The sequence below is a fragment of the Haladaptatus sp. AB618 genome (assembly GCF_024136965.1).
Lineage (GTDB): Archaea > Halobacteriota > Halobacteria > Halobacteriales > Haladaptataceae > Haladaptatus.
The window spans coordinates 1-17,969 of record NZ_JAMYJX010000003.1 but is presented as its reverse complement, the minus strand read 5'-3'; the positions used below and the strand labels follow the sequence as shown (position 1 = coordinate 17,969).

19 protein-coding genes are annotated in these 17,969 nt (G+C 62.4%); 8 read left to right on the top strand and 11 right to left on the bottom strand.

Annotated features, from left to right (window positions below; translation table 11 throughout):
• The first annotated feature begins 103 nt into the window (after nt 1-103).
• Both dnaJ and NKF26_RS10420 read left to right on the top strand, forming a co-directional pair.
• Nucleotides 104-1,261 (top strand): molecular chaperone DnaJ, encoded by a 1,158-nt coding sequence (gene dnaJ / locus NKF26_RS10425; RefSeq protein WP_253228221.1) that lies wholly within the window; start codon nt 104-106, stop codon nt 1,259-1,261.
• Between the two features lie 65 nt (nt 1,262-1,326).
• The gene (locus NKF26_RS10420; protein ID WP_253228222.1) at nt 1,327-1,992 is read left to right on the top strand and encodes a hypothetical protein; all 666 of its coding nucleotides are present in this window, start codon (nt 1,327-1,329) and stop codon (nt 1,990-1,992) included.
• A 51-nt stretch (nt 1,993-2,043) separates the two neighbouring features.
• Here the strand turns inward: NKF26_RS10420 and NKF26_RS10415 are convergent, their stop codons facing one another.
• Nucleotides 2,044-3,480 (bottom strand): short-chain fatty acid transporter, encoded by a 1,437-nt coding sequence (locus tag NKF26_RS10415; protein WP_253228223.1) that lies wholly within the window; start codon nt 3,478-3,480, stop codon nt 2,044-2,046.
• 200 nt (nt 3,481-3,680) lie between these two features.
• Here NKF26_RS10415 and NKF26_RS10410 point away from each other — a divergent pair, with 200 nt between their 5' ends.
• The 4 genes from NKF26_RS10410 to NKF26_RS10395 all read left to right on the top strand — a co-directional run bounded on the left by NKF26_RS10410 (nt 3,681) and on the right by NKF26_RS10395 (nt 6,147).
• Entirely contained in the window at nt 3,681-4,397 is a 717-nt protein-coding gene (locus NKF26_RS10410; protein WP_253234278.1) for a long-chain fatty acid--CoA ligase, read from the top strand.
• A gap of 78 nt (nt 4,398-4,475) precedes the next feature.
• A complete protein-coding gene (locus NKF26_RS10405) occupies nt 4,476-5,252 on the top strand; it encodes an aldo/keto reductase (protein WP_253228225.1) in 777 nt (258 codons plus the stop codon).
• Between the two features lie 96 nt (nt 5,253-5,348).
• A complete protein-coding gene (locus NKF26_RS10400; RefSeq protein WP_253228226.1) occupies nt 5,349-5,630 on the top strand; it encodes a hypothetical protein in 282 nt (93 codons plus the stop codon).
• 1 nt (nt 5,631) lies between these two features.
• The gene (locus NKF26_RS10395) at nt 5,632-6,147 is read left to right on the top strand and encodes a metalloregulator ArsR/SmtB family transcription factor (protein WP_253228227.1); all 516 of its coding nucleotides are present in this window, start codon (nt 5,632-5,634) and stop codon (nt 6,145-6,147) included.
• Nucleotides 6,148-6,156: 9 nt separating this feature from the next.
• Here NKF26_RS10395 and NKF26_RS10390 read toward each other — a convergent pair whose 3' ends face one another.
• The 5 genes from NKF26_RS10390 to NKF26_RS10370 all read right to left on the bottom strand — a co-directional run bounded on the left by NKF26_RS10390 (nt 6,157) and on the right by NKF26_RS10370 (nt 10,540).
• Complete coding sequence (locus tag NKF26_RS10390) at nt 6,157-6,696, bottom strand: hypothetical protein (RefSeq protein WP_253228228.1); 540 nt, start codon at nt 6,694-6,696, stop codon at nt 6,157-6,159.
• Complete coding sequence (locus tag NKF26_RS10385) at nt 6,693-7,037, bottom strand: hypothetical protein (RefSeq protein WP_253228229.1); 345 nt, start codon at nt 7,035-7,037, stop codon at nt 6,693-6,695. Before NKF26_RS10385 ends, NKF26_RS10390 begins: the two co-directional genes overlap by 4 nt.
• Nucleotides 7,021-7,914 (bottom strand): FAD:protein FMN transferase, encoded by an 894-nt coding sequence (locus NKF26_RS10380; RefSeq protein ID WP_253228230.1) that lies wholly within the window; start codon nt 7,912-7,914, stop codon nt 7,021-7,023. Before NKF26_RS10380 ends, NKF26_RS10385 begins: the two co-directional genes overlap by 17 nt.
• A 243-nt stretch (nt 7,915-8,157) precedes the next feature.
• Nucleotides 8,158-10,170, bottom strand: coding sequence for an AMP-binding protein (locus NKF26_RS10375; protein WP_253228231.1), 2,013 nt, complete (start codon nt 10,168-10,170; stop codon nt 8,158-8,160).
• Between the two features lie 58 nt (nt 10,171-10,228).
• The gene (locus NKF26_RS10370; protein ID WP_253228232.1) at nt 10,229-10,540 is read right to left on the bottom strand and encodes a hypothetical protein; all 312 of its coding nucleotides are present in this window, start codon (nt 10,538-10,540) and stop codon (nt 10,229-10,231) included.
• 265 nt (nt 10,541-10,805) lie between these two features.
• Between NKF26_RS10370 and NKF26_RS10365 the strand changes: the two genes are divergently transcribed.
• Entirely contained in the window at nt 10,806-11,540 is a 735-nt protein-coding gene (locus tag NKF26_RS10365; RefSeq protein WP_256487093.1) for a PHP-associated domain-containing protein, read from the top strand.
• A gap of 18 nt (nt 11,541-11,558) precedes the next feature.
• Here the strand turns inward: NKF26_RS10365 and NKF26_RS10360 are convergent, their stop codons facing one another.
• From NKF26_RS10360 to NKF26_RS10350, 3 genes are all read right to left on the bottom strand, one after another.
• On the bottom strand, nt 11,559-12,038 hold the full coding sequence (locus tag NKF26_RS10360; protein WP_253228234.1) for a metal-dependent hydrolase: 480 nt from the start codon (nt 12,036-12,038) through the stop codon (nt 11,559-11,561).
• A 41-nt stretch (nt 12,039-12,079) separates the two neighbouring features.
• Entirely contained in the window at nt 12,080-12,583 is a 504-nt protein-coding gene (locus tag NKF26_RS10355) for a CinA family protein (protein ID WP_253228235.1), read from the bottom strand.
• Nucleotides 12,584-12,658: 75 nt separating this feature from the next.
• Entirely contained in the window at nt 12,659-14,533 is a 1,875-nt protein-coding gene (locus tag NKF26_RS10350; protein WP_253228236.1) for an ABC transporter ATP-binding protein, read from the bottom strand.
• Nucleotides 14,534-14,979: 446 nt separating this feature from the next.
• Here NKF26_RS10350 and NKF26_RS10345 point away from each other — a divergent pair, with 446 nt between their 5' ends.
• On the top strand, nt 14,980-16,080 hold the full coding sequence (locus tag NKF26_RS10345; RefSeq protein WP_253228237.1) for a pyridoxal phosphate-dependent aminotransferase: 1,101 nt from the start codon (nt 14,980-14,982) through the stop codon (nt 16,078-16,080).
• Nucleotides 16,081-16,229: 149 nt separating this feature from the next.
• Here NKF26_RS10345 and pabB read toward each other — a convergent pair whose 3' ends face one another.
• Together pabB and NKF26_RS10335 are read right to left on the bottom strand one after the other, a co-directional pair.
• Entirely contained in the window at nt 16,230-17,714 is a 1,485-nt protein-coding gene (gene pabB / locus NKF26_RS10340; protein WP_369682137.1) for an aminodeoxychorismate synthase, component I, read from the bottom strand.
• Nucleotides 17,698-17,969 (bottom strand): helix-hairpin-helix domain-containing protein (locus NKF26_RS10335; protein ID WP_253234277.1); only part of this gene is annotated, 272 nt, incomplete at its 5' end. The genes pabB and NKF26_RS10335, both read right to left, overlap by 17 nt.

Genomic DNA, 17,969 nt, shown 5'->3' with positions numbered 1-17,969 from the left:
CGGGAACTGACTCGTCGGCATCGCGTTCGCCGCTCGCGGCGAACGCGTGACGAACGGTAGACGGACGATTCAAATACCATCCTACATTACAAAACGATAACTGATGAGCGAGGACTTCTACGACGTACTCGGTGTAAGTCGGGACGCCGACGAGGACGAGATCAAGAAGGCGTATCGCAAGAAAGCCGCCGAGTATCACCCGGACGTGAGCGACGACCCGGACGCCGACGAGAAGTTCAAGAAGGTGAAAAAGGCGAAAGAGGTGCTCTCGGACGACGAGAAGCGCCAAGCCTACGACCAGATGGGTCACGACCGGTTCGAACAGGCCGAGAAGCGCGGCGGGTTCGACGGCGGTCGCGGACCCGGCGGTGCCGGTCAGGGCAACCCGTTCGGCGGCGGCGGTGGCATGGGCGGCATGGGAGACATCTTCAACGAGTTCTTCGGCGGCGGCGGTGGTGGCCGTCGCAACCCGAACCGCCCTCGACAGGGCGCGAACCTCCGAACCGGCATGGAGATCGACCTCGAAGAGGCGTTCGAGGGCGTGACGAAGCAGATATCGGTTCGACGGCCGGAGCGTTGTGCTGCCTGTGACGGCGAGGGCCATCCGCCGGACGCGGACGTGAACACCTGTCCGGAGTGTAACGGACAGGGGCAGGTTACGCAAGTACAACAGACGCCGTTCGGTCGCGTCCAGCAGTCCCAAACCTGCCCGCGCTGTAACGGCGACGGCCAACAGTATTCGGAGACGTGCAACGACTGTGGCGGCGACGGCGTCGTCCAGCGGGAGGCGAAACTCAAAGTGGACATCCCGGCAGGGATTGCCGACGGACAGACCCTCCAGATGGAACGCGAGGGCGCACCGGGTGAGAACGGCGGCCCGAAGGGCGACCTGCTCATCGAAGTCAGGGTGCGCGAGCATCCCGACTTCGAGCGCGACGGTGCCGACCTGTACTATCGGACGGCGTTGTCGTTCCCGCAGGTCGTTTTCGGTGACAAGATCGAAGTTCCGACGCTCTCGGGGTCGGTCGAGATGGATGTACCGAAAGGGACCCAGAGCGGCGAGACGTTCCGCTTGCGGGGCAAGGGGATGCCCCGTCTCCGACGCCGCGGGAACGGCGACCTCTTCGTGAAGGTGCAGGTCGTCACGCCGGACTCGATGAACGACGAACAACGCGAGGCGTTGGAGCAGTTCGCGGAGGCAGGCGGCGAAGAGGTGAACGTCGAGAAGGGCTTCTTCGAGCGAATCAAGAGCAGTTTCTGACTCCGCAACCGAACAAGCTAAGCATTTCTGTGGTGATATTATAGATAGCTACGGACATTCCTCGTATGACCGGATCGAAACTCTCTCGTCGGCGGTTCGTGCAAGTAGCCCTCGGAACGGGAGCGCTCGTCGGTCTCGCACGCGGGCAGACCGCGACGTTCGAACTCGGCGGACAGGTCTCCGGTTGGTTGGGACAGTCCCCGGAACCCCTCGCGGACAAGACGAATCCGACGATCCAGATGGTGGCCGGAAAGGACTACGTCATCGGGTGGGAGAACCTGGACGGCAACTCCCACAACATCGCCATCGGTGACGGGAAAGGGAACATTCTCAAGCGAACCGAAGTCATCGAGATGAAGGGGGCGACCCAAACCCTCGAATTCACGGCGACCACGGAGATGGAGACCTACTTCTCGGAGTTCGATCCGGAGACGATGCGCGGCAACCTCATCGTGTTACGGCCGACGACCACGATGAACGGAACCGCAAACGGTACCACGGGGACGATGGGAGAGATGGGAACGTCATCCACGACGGGCGCAACGACATCGCCACCGTCCACGTCGTCACCCACTGCCTCGACCTCGCCATCGACGACAGAGACGACGACGACGGCATCCGGGGATACGAGTTCGTCCACGACGGACGGCGGCGGGTTGCCGGGATTCGGATGGCTCGCCGCGCTCGGCGGCATCGCCGCGTTCGGCTATCTGCTTCGACGGAAGGAGTAGAGGGCGTTTTTTCGAACCTCGTTTCGACGAGGTGGACCGCGAAAAGTGAATTCACATCGGTAGGAACAACAGTCCGAGACTGATGATGACGCCGCTACCGAGCAGCACCAGCACGCAGTAGCCCATGATGTCACGAACCGAGAGGCCGCTGATGGCGAGCAGTGGAATCGCCCAGAAGGGTTGGATCATGTTCGTCCACGCGTCGCCCCACGCGGCAGCGATGGCGACGCGGGGGACGCTCGTGCCGCTCGAATGGGCGGCCTTCACGAGCGTTTCGCCGACGACCGCCCACTCGCCGCCGCCGCTAGGGACGAAGACGTTGACGATGCCTGCGGTGAGGAACGCGACCACGGGGAGCGTTCCGTCGGGCGAGACGTGGACCATTCCCTGTGCAATCTGCGTCGCGAGGCTGGCCGACCCCTCCGGCGCGTAGCCCATGATACCCATGATGCCCGCGTAGAAGGGGAACTGGAGGATGATCCCCCAGACGTTCTCGACGGCCTCCTTCATCGCGCCGATGTACGCCGCCGGGGTGCCGTGAAGGACGACGCCGAGGAAGAGGAACGTGAAGTTGACGATGTTCAGGTTGAGGTTGTTCCACGGCATCGTCCCGTCCACGACTCCGCGGACGAAGTAGCCGACGACGGCCAGCAACCCGGCGAAGCCGATGGCGTACGCGACGAACGACGAGTGTTCGATCCGCTCCGCGAGCGTCATCCCATCCGTCGTCGTCGGCGGTGCCGTGACCGTTTCACCGCCGTCGGTCGCCGTCTCGACCTGTTCGGGGTCGAGCGGGTGTTTTTTCGCCTCGCTCTCGGGGTACATCAGCAGGAACAACAACGGGAGGAAGACGAGGCCGACAAGGACGAAAATGACGATGTTGGCCGCCGTGAAGATGGTCTGTCCCGTCGAAATCGTGGAGTTCAGGACGCCGCTTGCGAGGAGGAAGTTCCCCTCGTCCGCAGTCGAGTTGAGTACCAACGGGATCGATCCCGCGAGGCCGCCGTGCCAGACGATGAACCCGGAGTAGGCCCCCGCCACGATGATGGGGAAGTCGATGGTTCTGATCTCCTCCGCCACTTTTCGTGCGAAAATGGCACCCACGACGAGACCGAGGCCCCAATGAACGAACGAGGCGACGGCGGCCACGACCGGTACCAACGCGGCGGCGCTTCGTTCGCTCGACGGGACCGCCGCCATCCGAGAGAGAAAGCGGTCCACGACGGCGGACTGTGCGAGTGCATAGCCCGTCATCAGGATGAGCGTCATCTGCATCGCGAATTCGAGCAGTGCCCAGAATCCACCGTACCACCCGTCGAGAAGGATGTTCGTGCCGTGTTCCAACGGTCCGCCGCTCGATCCGACGAACACGAACGCGAACCCGTACGCGACGAACGTCAGAATGATCGCGAACAGAAACGCGTCCGGGAGGTAGCGTTCTACGAGCCGTGAACTGCCTTCGGCCATCCGTCTGATTACGTTTGCCATGATTGCGACTGAGAGTATCTAGCACCCCAGTATAAACGTTCGTCAGACGCTCGGTGGTGGACCGTCGGGGTCGGTCCGTGTTCACGGGAGACGATATCGTCCCTCGAATTGACGTCCGAAGATCCGGTATTCATTCGATTATAAACCAACCTGCTACTCGGAATCGTCGGGCTTTTGCGCTCACCGGGACGAGAGTCGGCATGCAGATTCTGGGCGATCTCGTTGTCCGTTCCCGACGAAGTGACGATCCGGCGCTTGGGGTTTCCGGCTCCGGAGGGTACGATTATCATCGCTTCTGTACGACGGCGTGGAAGACGGGGAACTTCTTCCGGCACCTCGGCGTGCGCGAGGGAGTGACGGTCGGCATCCGTGCAACACCCGCGGCGCAACCGATACTCGGCTTCTTCGGTGCGGTTCTGCTCGGCGCGAGCGTGCGCTTCGACCCGCCGAACGACATCGACGCGCGTGTCCTGCTCGCGCCGACCGAGCGGGTTGGCGAGTACGAGCTACCACCGGGTGGACAGTACGTCGCCTACGGCGATGCCCCTGCCGATCCGACCGTCTCGCATTTCGAAACCGACGTGTGGAGCGAAAATCCGGTCTTTCCCGAGACGCCGCTTTCGTCCGAAACGCCCGCACTCACCGGAGAGCGTGAGGTGTCCCACGCCGAGTTGCTCGACGCCGGAACCGCGGTCGCCGACGAATGGGGATTCGGCCCGTCCGATTCGGTCGCGGTTCGTACACCGTTGTCGGACCCGCGGACGATAGCCGCCGGACTCGTCGCGCCGCTCCTCGTCGGCGGGGAGTGCGTCCTCGATACCGAACGGACGGCAGATTTCGCGGTCGTGGACGACGATTCGGGCGCATCGAACGCGCCCGAATCGTCTGCGATCACGCTGGACGACGTTCCGCTGTGATCATCGGGATACTGTAATCCTCGTTCCTTCGACTTCCGCAACCACATGGATTAGGACCCCTCTCCACGAATCCCGACTATGACCACGACGGACATCGACGACGGTTCGGCAATCGGTCTCGGCACGATGGGAATCGACGATCCGGAGCGAATCGCCAGCGCCATCGAGATGGGGTATCGCCACCTCGATACGGCACAAATTTACGACAACGAGGCGGTCGTCGGCGAGGCCATCGAACTCGCCGACGTCCCGCGCTCGGACTTGTTCGTCGCCACCAAAGTCTGGGCTGATAGCCTCGCCCCCGACGACGTGCTATCGAGCACCGAGGAGAGCCTCGACAAACTCGGCCTCGATACCGTCGATCTGCTCTACGTCCATCGACCGATTCAGACCTACGATCCAGAAGCAACGCTTCCGGCCTTCGACCGACTTCGGGACGACGGCCGTATCGAACACGTCGGGGTCAGCAACTTCGGCGCTAAGGAAATCGAGGGCGCCCGCGACGTGCTCGACGCGCCGATCGTCGCCCATCAGGTCGAGATGCATCCGCTCTACGAGCAGTCGGAACTCCTCGCGGATGCGGCGGCACACGAAACCACCCTCGTCGCGTACTCGCCGATTGCCCAAGGCGAGGTGTTCGACCTGCCGGTAATGACGGATCTCGCCGAGAAACACGACGCGACCGCGGCACAAGTCGCGCTCGCGTGGGTCGTCGAAAAAGGGGCAGTCCCCATTCCACGCTCGGGGAGCGACCACCATCTGCGGGAGAACTTGGCGGCGGGGGAGATCTCCCTCGATGCCGAGGATATCGCGCGAATCGACACCATCGACCGCGAGGAGAAGCTGTTCGAGTAGTTCGTGTGGGAGTGGGGGGGCTCGCGTCGCTCGCCACCGTTAGACGGTTGTACGAGAACGCTTTTGCCCTGGCCGTCGAATCGCACTCGGTAGCTCATGGCGATACGCGCGGACGAGATAGAGTTGGTCGTTAGTCTCGGGATACTGCTCGTTAGTGTGGGATTGGGGACCTTGACGTACCTGACGTGGCGGCGCGAGCGCGAGCGGCGGTTGGCCGTCGTCACCGTCGCCTACGGCCTGTTCGCCTGCCGTGGACTGGCGGTCGTCTTCGAGGAAACGGTCTTTACCGGCGTACAGCCCGAACTCGTCGATCATCTCTCGTCCCTGTTCGTCCTGTTCGGCCTCCTGCTGTTCTTCGTGGCGATAGTGCGGGAGTGAAATGGACGAACTCGAACTCGACTCACGGCGGGCCATCTTCGGCGAGATTCACGCGACGCCGGGGATTCATTTCCGTGAGTTACTCCGCCGACACGAGTACGCGCAGGGGACGATTCAGTACCATCTCCGATGGCTCGAAGACGAGGGGTTGGTCGAGTCCTCCGACGACGGGAACTTCACCCGTTACTATCCTGCCCACTCGTTCGAATCGGGGGACAAAACGACGATGAACGCCCTCCGACGGAAGTACTCGCGGCGAATCATCGCCCAACTCGCGTCGGAGGACGAACTCAGCACCGCGACGTTGAGCGACCGTGTCGAGAAGTCCCGTTCGACCGTCTCGTGGCACCTCTCCCGGCTTCACGAGGAAGGAATCGTGGAAAAGGAACGCGACGGGCGTACCGTGTTGTATTCGCTTCGGGACCGCGACCGGGTGATGCGCCTCTATGCGACCTATCAGGCGAGTTTGCACGACCGGCTGCTCGACAAAGTCCTCGACCTGTGGGACGTGTACTGAGTTCGTCGTTTACCCAGTTGGGTTGACGAGGCTCGTTCCTTCGAGGAGCTTCAAGGCCAGCGCGAGTATCACGAAGACCACTGACCCGACAACGAGTTGGCCGAGGAGGCCGGTCATATCGCTTCCGATGGCGACTGCGTGGACGATTCCGAACGCGAATCCACCGTATGCGAGGGTGTGAACCGCCCCCGGATTGTCGAACCGCCGCGGTTCGAGAAAGCCCAGTGCGGCGAGGACGAGCACCACCAGTGAGACGGCTCCGACACCGACACCAGCGAGGAACAGCGAGAGCGGGTAGTTCGGCGCGGGTGCGCTCCCATCGACGACCAACCACGCATCGACGGTTCCGACGATGGCGTGAACCGCCATCATGCCGATGCCGAAGACGGCGAGTTCGATGTGTATTCGACGGGAAAGTCGGTGTATCAGGCCGAACCCTCGGGCGGTGAAGAAGATGCCCGTCAACACGGTCAGCCAGAGTGCCGGAAAGAGCACCAGCGCCGATGCGCGGTCGAGATACCACAGCGTGAGCGTGACGAACCCGTTCATGATGCGTGGGTCGTCGTCACGACGGGACAACCCAAATCGTCACCCTGACCGCGCCCCGCCTTGGACGGACATTTGTCGGCGCTGTTCGGGACACCGTCCCGGTCGTCGTCGCGTTGTTGGGTCGTCGTCCCGGTCCCGGTCCCGGTTCCGGTCCTAGTTCCGGAACTCGTTCCAGTCCGGTGATGATCGGTCGTTGGCGGCGTGTAGTGGACGGTCGGTTTCGCCTGCGTCTCCTTTTGATGGGTCGTTCGATACGCCATAACCCCCGACGCGAAGACGAGCGAGGCGACCACCACCACCAGCGCGATCAGCGTCCGACGACGCTTAGCGGACGTGTCCATCGAATCCCTCCGTTTCGTGAAAGACACCCTGTTGGATGACAAGCGCCTCCGCACCCTCCCACTCCTCCGCCAAACGAATCGCCGCGTCCGGCCGAAGCGCGGCGAGCGTGGTGGCGAGGGCGTCGGCTTCCATGCAGTCTCGACGAGCGACGACAGTCACGAGGTCGTTTCGTGATCGGGTTCGTTTCTCGTTCGGGTTGTAGATGTGCTCGATACCGTCGCGGTTGCGTCGATAGCCGCCCGATGTGGCGACGTTCCACTCCGTCGAGAGGACGCGGAGGAACGTCCCGACATCGTCCGGGCTCTCGATACCGACCGGTCCGGTCGGCCGTGCGATGTCGCCACCTCCGTCCACGAATCCGCGTCGGCCGACGCCCGAAAGCGCCTCCTGTGCTCGGTCCACGATGTAGCCTTTGGCGAGCCCGTTACAATCGAGCGGTCCGTCGGTCCGCACGGTGTCCCCATCGACCGTCACGGACGACGGGTCGAACGTCGGGTCCGGTGCTGTCGGATCCTCTCCCCGAACGTACGCTTTCACCTCGTGTTCGACGGCACCGTGACGGATGTCGAAGACGCCGTCAGTTCGGTCGTAGTACTCCAATCCACGGCGAACGATTCGCGCGACGTGACCGTTCGTGACGCTCCCCGTTCGATTCAGCTCGGCGATGTGACTCGATTCGTCGAATGCGTCCAGTTCCCGCTCCAGTCGAAGCGCCGATTCCTTCGCACGCTTACAGGCGGAGGTCGCACGGACGCCGTCAGCACCGATTCGAAACGTCGTATCACAGCAGTCGAAGGACGTGCTGGCTCCGCCGACCGTTCCGTACAGTCGGTCCGTGGACGCCGCCAGCCGAGCGCGTATCGGAGGCCGATGCATGTCCAAGTATTCAAAAGCTGGAATGATATCGATTCGCGTCCATTCATCGAACCGTCAAGCGGCGTCAGTCCACCCAAGAGCGACGTCCATCCGCCGAATCAGCAATCGTCCATCCGATCATCGACCATCCGTCGAATTTCCACCCTCTATCCGATCATCGACCATCCGTCGAATTTCCACCATCTATCCGATCATCGACCATCCGTCCGATCACCGAAACAGAACCTGTGCCCGAGAAGGAAATCAGTTCGCTTCTTCGAGCCTATCGAGCGCGTCGGGGTTCTCGATGCTGGACATGTCTCCCAAGTCCTCGCCCGTGTAGGCCGCCTCGATGGCCCGGCGGATGATTTTCCCGGACTGCGTTTTCGGGAATTCGTCCACGAAGAGGACTTCTCGGGGACGGAACGGCTTGCCGAGTTCCTCGCCGACCTGTTCACGGAGTTCGGCACGCAGGTCGTCGGATTCCTCGACATCCGATTCGAGGATGACGTAGGAGACGACGGCCTGTCCGGTCGTGTCGTCCGGGACGCCGACGGCGGCGGCCTGATTCACCGCGTCGTGGTCCATCAGCGCGCCCTCGACTTCCGCGGGACCGACCTTCCGACCGGCCACGTTGATGGCGTCGTCCGAGCGGCCGTGGAGGAACCAGAAACCGTCCTCGTCCTTCTGTGCCCAGTCGCCGTGGTTCCACATGTCGTCGAACCGCGACCAATAGGTGTCTAGATAGCGTTCGTCACCCGACCAGAGCGACTTCGTCATCGACGGACAGGAGTCGCGGGCGACGAGGTAGCCGCGTTCGTGGGCGTCGGCGACGGATTCGCCCTTTGCGTTCACGATGTCGATGTTCATGCCGAGACCCGGCCCGCCGAGCGTACAGGGTTTGAGCGGTTGTGTCGGCATGGGCATCAGGAAGCAACCACAGATTTCGGTGCCGCCCGAGATGTTGATGATGGGTGCTTCGCTTCCGCCGACGTTCTCGTAGAACCACAGCCACGATTCCGGGTCCCACGGTTCGCCGGTCGAACCAAGCAGGCGCAGCGAGGAGAGGTCGTAGTCGTCCAGCCACTCGTCGCCGTACCCTCGAAGCGCGCGAATCGCGGTCGGAGAGATGCCGAAGACGGTCAGGCCGTGGCGGTCGATCATGTCCCAGAAGCGGTCGGGTTCGGGGTAGTCCGGTGCCCCTTCGTACATGAATATCGTGCCGCCGAAAGCGTGGTTGCCGATGAGCGTCCACGGACCCATCATCCACCCGATGTCCGAAACCCAGAAGAATCGATCAGCGTCCTTGTGATCGAAGCCGAAGTAGATCTCCTTCGCACACTGCATCAACTGTCCGGCGTGCGTGTGGACGATGCCCTTCGGTTTCCCCGTCGTCCCCGACGAGTACAACAGCATCGACTCGTCGCTCGAATCGAGTTCCTTCGTCTCGTACTCGTCGTCCTGTTCGAGGACGGCTTCGTCCCACCGTTCGTCGCGGTCGTCGTTCCAGGGAATCTCGAGTTCCGAGGCACTGTGTTCCTCGCTGCCCAGTCGCTCGTAGACGATGGTGTGCTCGACGTGGCCCGCTTCCGCGATGGCCTCGTCGGCGGTGTCCTTCAGAACGACCTCGCTGCCACGACGGTAGAAGCCGTCGCCGGTGAACAGAACGGAACATTCGGAATCATCGATGCGGGTCGCAGTGGCGTCGGTTCCGAACCCGGAGAAGATCGGCACCGCGATCGCGCCGACTTTGAAACAGCCGTAGAGGATGGAGATGACCTCGGGAACCATCGGCATGTACAGGCCGACGGTGTCACCTTTCTCGATGCCGCGTGCTTCGAGCGCGTTGGCGACCATGTTCGCCTCGCGGTACAGTTCGTGATAAGTGATCTCCCGCACGTCACCCGGCTCTCCCTCCCAGATGCAGGCGACTTTGTTCCGGGTCGGGCTATCGACCCGCGCGTATCGATCGAGGGTGTTGTGCGCGATGTTGATCTTGCCGCCGGGGTACCAGTCCGAGAACTGTGGTCCCTCGCTGTCGTCACGAACCGTGTCGTACTCCTCGTAAAAATCGATGTCGAGGTAGTCCACCAGTTCGTCCCAGAACCAATCGACGCCAGAAGACGCGTCTTCCGAGCCATCCGTACAGGTGCGCTCGATGAGTTCGTCGTAGTCATCGATGTCGTGTTCCTGCATGAATTCCCAGACGTTCGTGGATTCCACGAACTCCCGTGACGGTTCGTGGACGATTTCGTCTACGTCCGCAAGTGTGTCCATATCATGACCTCCGTGTGGCAAGGATTGCGCACCCGCCTCAAAATAGTTTGTTACCTCCTCAGAGCAATTCGCTCGCGTTCCCCTCGTCGAGTCGGGAGACGACTTGCTTGAGGTCGGCGGATTCCTCGATTTCGTCGCGGACGCGCTCGCGCGAGCGTACGTCGCTCGAATCGGCATCGTAGGCGCGGACGTACTCGGCCCGGGAGTGTTCGTCGAAGGCGTGGCGGATGGCGAGGTATCCGTCCGGGACGACCGTCCCGCAGACTTTGCACTCCCGTCGTTCGTGCTCGGTCGTCTGATGGACGATGGCGTCCTCGACGCTGGCGAACCGTTCCCCACAGCCGTCGATGTCACATTCCCATGCGCTCATGTGTTGATTCTCTAATTCCCATGATATAATTGTTTCTTGCTCGTCATCCGAAGGTCGTTCGGCTCGCCGAGAACGGCTCGATTGTACGTCCTCCCGAGAATCCCACTATTTCGAGGATGACGCACCGACGAACCCGGAAACCGACGCGGGGAGAACTCATCACTATCGTTCGTTCGATCAAGCAGATGATACCGAAACCAGAACCACTATCGTTCGACCGCCGAAATATCCTTTCGTGACCGACCGCGACGGATTCAGGGTGGACATGCACGTCAAAGTGCTGGACGAAAAGGTCGTCAGACGGGCGAAAGAACGCGGCCTCGACGCGCTGGTGTACGCGCCACATTTCATGCGACTCCCCGAAATTCGTCAACGTGCGGAAAAATTCTCCGACGACGAGTTGCTCGTCGTCCCCGCTCGCGAGGTGTTCACCGGAACGTGGAGGAACCGAAAACACGTCCTGGCGATCGGATTGGACGACCCCATCCCCGACTTCATCTCGCTCACGGCGGCGATGGAGGAGTTCGATAGACAAGACGCGGCCGTCCTGATTCCTCATCCGGAATTTCTCAGTGTGGGCGTCACGGAGGCGGACATCCGCGTTCACGCCGACGTCATCCACGCCGTGGAAACTTACAACCCCAAACACTGGGACCGACACAACCGCCGAGCAAAAGAGATCGTCAAGAACACCGGAAAGCCCGCGTTCGGGTCGTCGTACGCACACCTCCGTGGAACCATCGGGGAAGTGTGGACGGCGTTCGGTGAGGACATCGAAACCGAGGACGAACTCGTCGAACTGCTTCGGGCGGGGAACACGACGCGGGTCCTCCATCGGACGGGACGGAGCCACGAACTCCGTCGCCGATTGGAATTCTCACACCTCGGGTACGAAAACTCGTGGAAAAAGATCGATCGCCTCGTCCTCTCGGGCATGGAAGCCACGCATCCCGACCACGAAACGTACGGCGGGAAGTTCGACGACAGAAGCGTGTACTGAACGGTCGTTTTTCGAACGCTATTGAAGGCCGACTGCGGTCATCCCTGTGTCGATGAGGAATTGCCCGTTGACGATCACTGCGGCGACGATGAGTTCGAAGACCGTCACCGCGAGCGTGACCAACGTGGCGGCGCTGCTGGAAACCGAGACACCGAACGGTGCGCCGAACTCGCGTTCGTACGGGTAAAACAGCGCCAGACCCCGTTTGCTCCCGAGCATGTCGAGGGCGTAGTGGGTGAGGACGCCGATCCAGACGTATTGCAGGTTGCCGAACACCATCGGGAAGACGTAAAACAGCGCGAGGATCGGGAGGTTGTGGAGCGTTTTCCGGTGTTTGCCGAAGGCGGTGTCCACGTCCGGAAAGAGCGCGCCGAGGATGACCGGAACGCCAACTGCCACGATTGAGTAGAACGTCTCCACGTCACCCGACGGATGGAGAACGTATCCGAGCCCGATGCTGAGAAGTGCCGCATTCAATACGTGTTCTTTTCGATTCATTTGGTTGCAGGTCCCACCCCGCAATATCAAGGTTTTCCCTTTTACTCCAGTTCGTCGAGGAGGTCCGAAAGGGCTTGGTTCGCTATTTTACGCTTGATCTCCTGTCGCGAGCCGTCGAACTCGTACCGGGCGACCACCGAGTAGGATTCCTCGCTTCCCCACTCACCCGCGTAGGCCACGCCGATGAAGACCGTTCCGACGGGCTTTTCGTCGGTACCGCCAGTCGGTCCGGCGATTCCGGTCGTGGCGACGCCCCACGTGGTCCCCGCGACGTCGCGCACGCCGCGAGCCATCGCGCGGGCGACGGGTTCGCTGACGGCACCGTGCTCGTCCAGCGCTTCGCGGGTGACGCCGACGTGACGCATCTTCGCGTCGTAGGAGTAGGTGACGAGACCGCTGTCGAAGTAGTCGCTCGACCCCGGAACGTCGGTCAGGAGCGACCCGATGAGGCCGCCAGTACAGGACTCGGCGGTCGCAACCGTCGCGTTCGATTCACGGAGGGCGTCCCCGACTCGCCTTTCGATGGGTTGGTCGTCCGTGCTCATGGGGAGGGAAAGGAGGCGCGAAAAAAAGAAACCCGCGGGTCGATTTCCAACACGAGACGGAAAGCAAGACGATGATTACCTGGCCGGAATCTCTTCGAGCATCCCGGCTTGGACGCCCCAGAGGTCCGCGTACAGGCCGTCCTCGGCGAGCAGTTCGCCGTGCGTTCCTCGCTCGACCACGCGACCGTCTTCGAGGACGAGGATGGTTTCGGCGTTCTTGATGGTCGAGAGACGGTGCGCGATGGCGAGCACGGTTCGATCCGCCAACAGCGCGTCGAGACTCTGCTGGATGCGGAGTTCGGTTTCCGTGTCCACGTCGCTGGTCGCCTCGTCGAGGATGAGCACGGCCGGGTTCTGAAGCAGGATGCGGGCGATGCCGACGCGCTGACGCTGACCGCCGGACAGTTTCACACCTCGCTCGCCGACTTCCGTATCGTAGCCGTCCGGCAGTTCCTCGATGAACTCGTGGGCCTGTGCGGCTTTCGCGGCCTCGATGACTTCTGCTCGGGTCGCGTCGAACGTCCCGTACGCGATGTTCTCGCCGACGGTCCCGGCGAAGAGGAACGTCTCCTGGCTGACGTAGCCGACCGATTCGCGGAGACTGGAAAGCGACACCTCCGTGATGTCTTGCCCGTCGAGTCGAATCGTCCCGTCGTTCACGTCGTAGAGACGCAAGAGGAGTTTCAGTATCGTGGACTTCCCCGCACCCGTCGGGCCGACGAGCGCGAGGGTTTCGCCGCCGCCTACCTCGAGGCTCACGTCCTCGATGACGGTCTCCTCGTCGTCGTAGCCGAACGTCACGTCCTCGTACTCCACGACGCCCTCCGAAACGTCTATGGCTGGCGCGTCGTCATCGGTTTCGAGGGCGCTCGGTTCGTCCATCAGTCCGAAGATGCGCTCGGAGGACGCGACCGCCTGCTGGTACATGTTGATCAGCTGACCGAACTGCGCGAGCGGCCAGATGAACCGTTGGCTCAGGACGATGAACGTGACGAACGCGCCGGGACTCAGATCGCCCGAGAAGACGAACGGCGCGCCGCCTAGCACCCATAGCCCGCCGACGGCGAACGTGAGGATGAAACCGAACCCGGCGCTCAACTCCAGTCCAGGGAAGAACGTGATCCGGGTTCGAATGGCGTCCCAGTTCGTGTCGTAGTACTCCCTAGACGAATCCGTCACGCGGTCGAACTCGTAATCTTCGGCGCTGCTCGCCTTGATAACCTCGATACCACCGAGGTTGTTCTCCAGTCGGGCATTGAGTCGGCCGACGGTCGAGCGCACCTCGGAGTACTTCGGTTGGATGATCTGGACGAACTTGTACGTGAAGAGCGCGACGAGCGGCACCGTCACGAGTGTCACCAACGCGAGTTGGAAGTTTTTCGACGCGAGGATGACGGTGACGCCGACCACGGTGATTCCGATCTGAGTCATCACGTTCAGTCCGCCGTTGAGGAACTGTTCGAGGCGGTTCACGTCGTTGTTGAGGATGCTCATCAGTTCGCCCGTCTGCTTCTCGGCGAAGAACCCGAGGTCCAACCGCTGCATCGCGTCGTAGGTATCGCTTCGCACTTCGTGCTGGATGGACTGGGCGAACTCGTTGAGACCCCACCCTTTGGCCAATCCGCCGAGCGCACTCCCGATGAAGGAGAGGGTTATCAGTCCCACGGTGAACCAAAGCTGAGCGAAGTGGTCCGTTGGGATCCACGACTGTGGTATCAAGGGCAACCGATACGGTTGCGGGTTCTGTACCGGAAATATCGCATCGAGTGCAATGCCGAGGAGAACCGGCGGCAGGAGCGAGAGCAGGTGCGCGGCGAGGCTGGCCACGATTCCGACTGACAGGGGAAACCAGTGTTCCCGGCCGTAGGTTCCGAACAGTCGTCGAATCGGCGAATCGACGCGGTCGCGTTGCTCGCTGAACTTTTCGTCTTCATCTGTGTTATCCATCATTTCGTGTGTCGTTGTGGGTGGTGTGATTTGCTGTTCGTTGCCCGTCCAGCGCCCACGGGATGTGATTCCGCGAATCGGGCGGATGGACGACGGCGTTCGATGCGGAGACCTACCCGTGACCGTCGAATCGGATACCCACGGATACGCGGCAGATCTATCGGTTGTCTGTCGGACCGATGCCGTGGCTACGGCGTGCGAACACGCGATGAGAACTGTCGCCGCCACGGAGTGATTACGGACGCCGTCGAGCGGCGCCGACCACTGTCAGTAGAGGATACGAACCGGCATCATCTTTCTTCATTCCTAATGAATTTCCTGACAACATAAAGTCCAGTGTGACTATGGGATGCATACTCATGCCCATCACCCATCGAACGAATCCCTTCCCGCGTTCGTCGCACTCCTCGTTGCGAAAGAAACACTTGCCAGTGCTGCGACCCTGAAGTATGGACTACGACACCCCCCTGTTCTTTCACGTCATGACCTACGCGGCGGACGCCGACCACGACGTCGTCGATATGGTCAGCGGAAATCCTGACTGGGGGTCACCGCCCAGTATCGCCGAGGGGCTTCACGCCTACGCCGACCTCGGCGGGGATGATTTCCAATACCCGCCGAGCGAGGGACTCCTCGAACTGCGCGAGGAGATCGCCGCACGGCGGGATGTCGATACCTCGCAAGTCGTCGTGACCTGCGGTGGCGGCGAAGCCAACTATCTGGCGATGGCCCGGGCGATGGAACGCGAAGCGGGCGACGAGTTCATCCTCACCGATCCGGTGTACCCGTACTACCCCGGCAAGACGACGATGCTCGGGGCAAAGCAACGCTTCGTCGCCACCGCGGCGGACGGGACGCTTGACCCTGACGACGTGCGAGAAACCGCGAGCGAGGACACCGCCGCAATCGTCGTGAATTCACCGAACAACCCGACCGGCGCGGTGTACGACGAGAAAACGATGCGCGAACTCGTCGCTATCGCCGAGGAGTACGACGCGCTCCTCGTCAGCGACGAGGTGTACGACCACTTCGACTTCTCCGGCGAGTTCACCAGCGCGTTGGCGTTCGACTCCGACCACCGAATCGTCACCAACTCGTTCTCGAAGTCGCTTGCCATCACCGGATTCCGCGTCGGCTACGCCATCTTCCCGCCGGAACTCGTGGACGTGGCCAAGACTCGCCACATGCTGACGAACGTGGCGACGGGCCGTCCCGCACAGTACGCCGTCCTCCACGCGCTCCGCGAGACGACGCGGGAGTACTACGAGGAGAACCGCACGCTCCTCGAATCACGCGTCGAGATCTTCACCGACGCGCTCGACGCCGCCGGTGCCGACTACACCACCCCCGACGGCGCGTTCTACGTCATGGCTCGCTTCCCCGACTTCCCCGGCACGCTGTCGAACGTCGAGAACCTCATCGACGAAGCAGGCGTCGCTGGCATGCCCGGCGAAGCCTTCGGCTCTTCGCGCGACGACTGGATCCGGTTCGCCCTCGTCTCTCCACGCGTCGAGGAAGCGGCCGACCGACTCGCGGCGCACTTCAGCTGAGAAACGGACAGCAATGTTGCTGTATCGCTTTTGGCGCACCCTCCCGGGTTAGGCAGACTGTGGGTTGCGAATCGATGGGACGAGGCGTTCGGCAACCCGAAACGTCCACCGTCGTTGGTCCCGGTTTGGTATTTAAAATTGCGTGTGAGTCACTCCACCGAAAATCCCGTCTCGCGTTCGAGAGCTTCGTCGATCGCGTTGACGAGCGCCTTCCCCTTCGCCAACGTCTCCTCGTATTCGGCTTCGGGGACCGAATCGTGGACGATTCCCGCGCCGACGCGGAGGTGGTACTCGTCACCGTGGCGAACGAGGGTGCGGATGACGATGTTCAGGGTCGCACGCTCGTCGAATCCCAGCATGCCGATACTGCCGGTGTACGGTCCACGGCGGGTGGATTCGAGTTCGTCGATGATCGCCATCGTTCGGGGTTTCGGCGCGCCGGTGATGGTGCCGCCGGGGAAGGTCGCCGCGATGGCGTCGGTGACGGAGACGTCGGGTCGTCGTCGCGCCGTGACCTCCGAGACGAGGTGCATCACCTCGGAGTAGCGGTCGATTCGGCGGTAGTCGGTCACCTCGACGCTGCCGTACTCGGCGATCTTTCCGAGGTCGTTTCGCTCCAAATCGACCAGCATGGCGTGTTCGGCGCGCTCCTTGTCGTCGGAGAGCAGTTCGGCGGCCAGTTCGTCGTCGGCTTCCGGGGTCGCGCCACGCGGGCGCGTTCCGGCGATCGGCTCAGTGCGAAGGTGGTCGCCATCCACGTCGAGCAGGAGTTCGGGACTGGCGCTGACCAAGTCCACGCCCGGGAACTCGACCAGCGCGGAGTAGGGCGCGGGGTTGACCTGCCGGAGCGCGTCGAACGCCGTGACGGGGTGGACGCTCGCCGGTGCTTCCAGTCGCTGTGAGATGTTCGCCTGGAACGTGTCGCCGTCGCGGATGTACCCCTTGACGGCGTCGACGCGCTCCGCGAACGCCTCGCGTCCGCAACTGCTGACGAACGGTCCTCGTTCGTCCGTCGGCGGTGGACCGACCGATGGGTCGCCGTCGATAGCCGACTCCGCGAGCGACAGCGCCGTTTCTCGGGCTTCGTCGTACGTCGTGTCGGGGTCGTCCGGGTCGCGGAGTTGCGGACACGCCGTCACGCGAAGCGTGTCCTCGGCTCCCGTTTCCCACGCGGCCACGCAGTCGTACAACCCGAACTGCACCCGCGGGAGGTTCCGGTCGTCGGTCGCTTCGCTGGGGAGGGATTCGAGTTCACGAACGAGGTCGTAGGAGAGCCAGCCGAACAACCCGCACGGGTACGGTACCTCACAGTCGCCGCGGACGAGCGTCTCGTCGGCGAGCACCGTCTCGACGATGTCGAGGCTCGATCCGTCCGCGTCCGATTCCCCGGTCGAATCGATTTGGAGGATACTCGCGGGTTCGACGCCGAAATATCCCCATCCCGATTGCCCACCCGTCGTTGCACAGTAAAAGCCGCCGGTACCGTCGCGTGCCCGTCGATACGCCCGAAACGGGTCCGTAACACTCACACGCACTTCGACGGGGATTCGAGCCGCTCGGGGTGCAGTTCGTGCGGTTTCGCGGAACGCAGCCCGCGAGGTGACAATCTCCGGGTCGTTACATCGATTCCGCACGTTCCATCCAGCCTTCGATGCGCTTCACCGAGAGGTCCGTCTCCCGGGCGAGTTCCGCCGAGTCGGCAGTCGCCAACTGCGCCGCGTTTTCGACGCCCGCGTTCCGAAGTCGCTCGGCGTAGGCCGGGCCGATGCCCTTCACGTCTTCGAGCGGTCGCCCCTCTTCGGGTTCGGGTTCGGGTTCGGACTCCGACTCTTCCTCGGGTTCGGGTTCGGGTTCGGACTCCGACTCTTCCTCGGGTTCGGGTTCGGGTT

Bases quoted from the DNA above. Each gene is read 5' to 3' on its own strand.
- dnaJ (WP_253228221.1), top strand. From the start codon at position 104: ATGAGCGAGGACTTCTACGACGTACTCGGTGTAAGTCGGGACGCCGAC.
- NKF26_RS10420 (WP_253228222.1), top strand. From the start codon at position 1,327: ATGACCGGATCGAAACTCTCTCGTCGGCGGTTCGTGCAAGTAGCCCTC.
- NKF26_RS10415 (WP_253228223.1), bottom strand. From the start codon at position 3,480: ATGGCAAACGTAATCAGACGGATGGCCGAAGGCAGTTCACGGCTCGTA.
- NKF26_RS10410 (WP_253234278.1), top strand. From the start codon at position 3,681: ATGCAGATTCTGGGCGATCTCGTTGTCCGTTCCCGACGAAGTGACGAT.
- NKF26_RS10405 (WP_253228225.1), top strand. From the start codon at position 4,476: ATGACCACGACGGACATCGACGACGGTTCGGCAATCGGTCTCGGCACG.
- NKF26_RS10400 (WP_253228226.1), top strand. From the start codon at position 5,349: ATGGCGATACGCGCGGACGAGATAGAGTTGGTCGTTAGTCTCGGGATA.
- NKF26_RS10395 (WP_253228227.1), top strand. From the start codon at position 5,632: ATGGACGAACTCGAACTCGACTCACGGCGGGCCATCTTCGGCGAGATT.
- NKF26_RS10390 (WP_253228228.1), bottom strand. From the start codon at position 6,696: ATGAACGGGTTCGTCACGCTCACGCTGTGGTATCTCGACCGCGCATCG.
- NKF26_RS10385 (WP_253228229.1), bottom strand. From the start codon at position 7,037: ATGGACACGTCCGCTAAGCGTCGTCGGACGCTGATCGCGCTGGTGGTG.
- NKF26_RS10380 (WP_253228230.1), bottom strand. From the start codon at position 7,914: ATGCATCGGCCTCCGATACGCGCTCGGCTGGCGGCGTCCACGGACCGA.
- NKF26_RS10375 (WP_253228231.1), bottom strand. From the start codon at position 10,170: ATGGACACACTTGCGGACGTAGACGAAATCGTCCACGAACCGTCACGG.
- NKF26_RS10370 (WP_253228232.1), bottom strand. From the start codon at position 10,540: ATGAGCGCATGGGAATGTGACATCGACGGCTGTGGGGAACGGTTCGCC.
- NKF26_RS10365 (WP_256487093.1), top strand. From the start codon at position 10,806: ATGCACGTCAAAGTGCTGGACGAAAAGGTCGTCAGACGGGCGAAAGAA.
- NKF26_RS10360 (WP_253228234.1), bottom strand. From the start codon at position 12,038: ATGAATCGAAAAGAACACGTATTGAATGCGGCACTTCTCAGCATCGGG.
- NKF26_RS10355 (WP_253228235.1), bottom strand. From the start codon at position 12,583: ATGAGCACGGACGACCAACCCATCGAAAGGCGAGTCGGGGACGCCCTC.
- NKF26_RS10350 (WP_253228236.1), bottom strand. From the start codon at position 14,533: ATGATGGATAACACAGATGAAGACGAAAAGTTCAGCGAGCAACGCGAC.
- NKF26_RS10345 (WP_253228237.1), top strand. From the start codon at position 14,980: ATGGACTACGACACCCCCCTGTTCTTTCACGTCATGACCTACGCGGCG.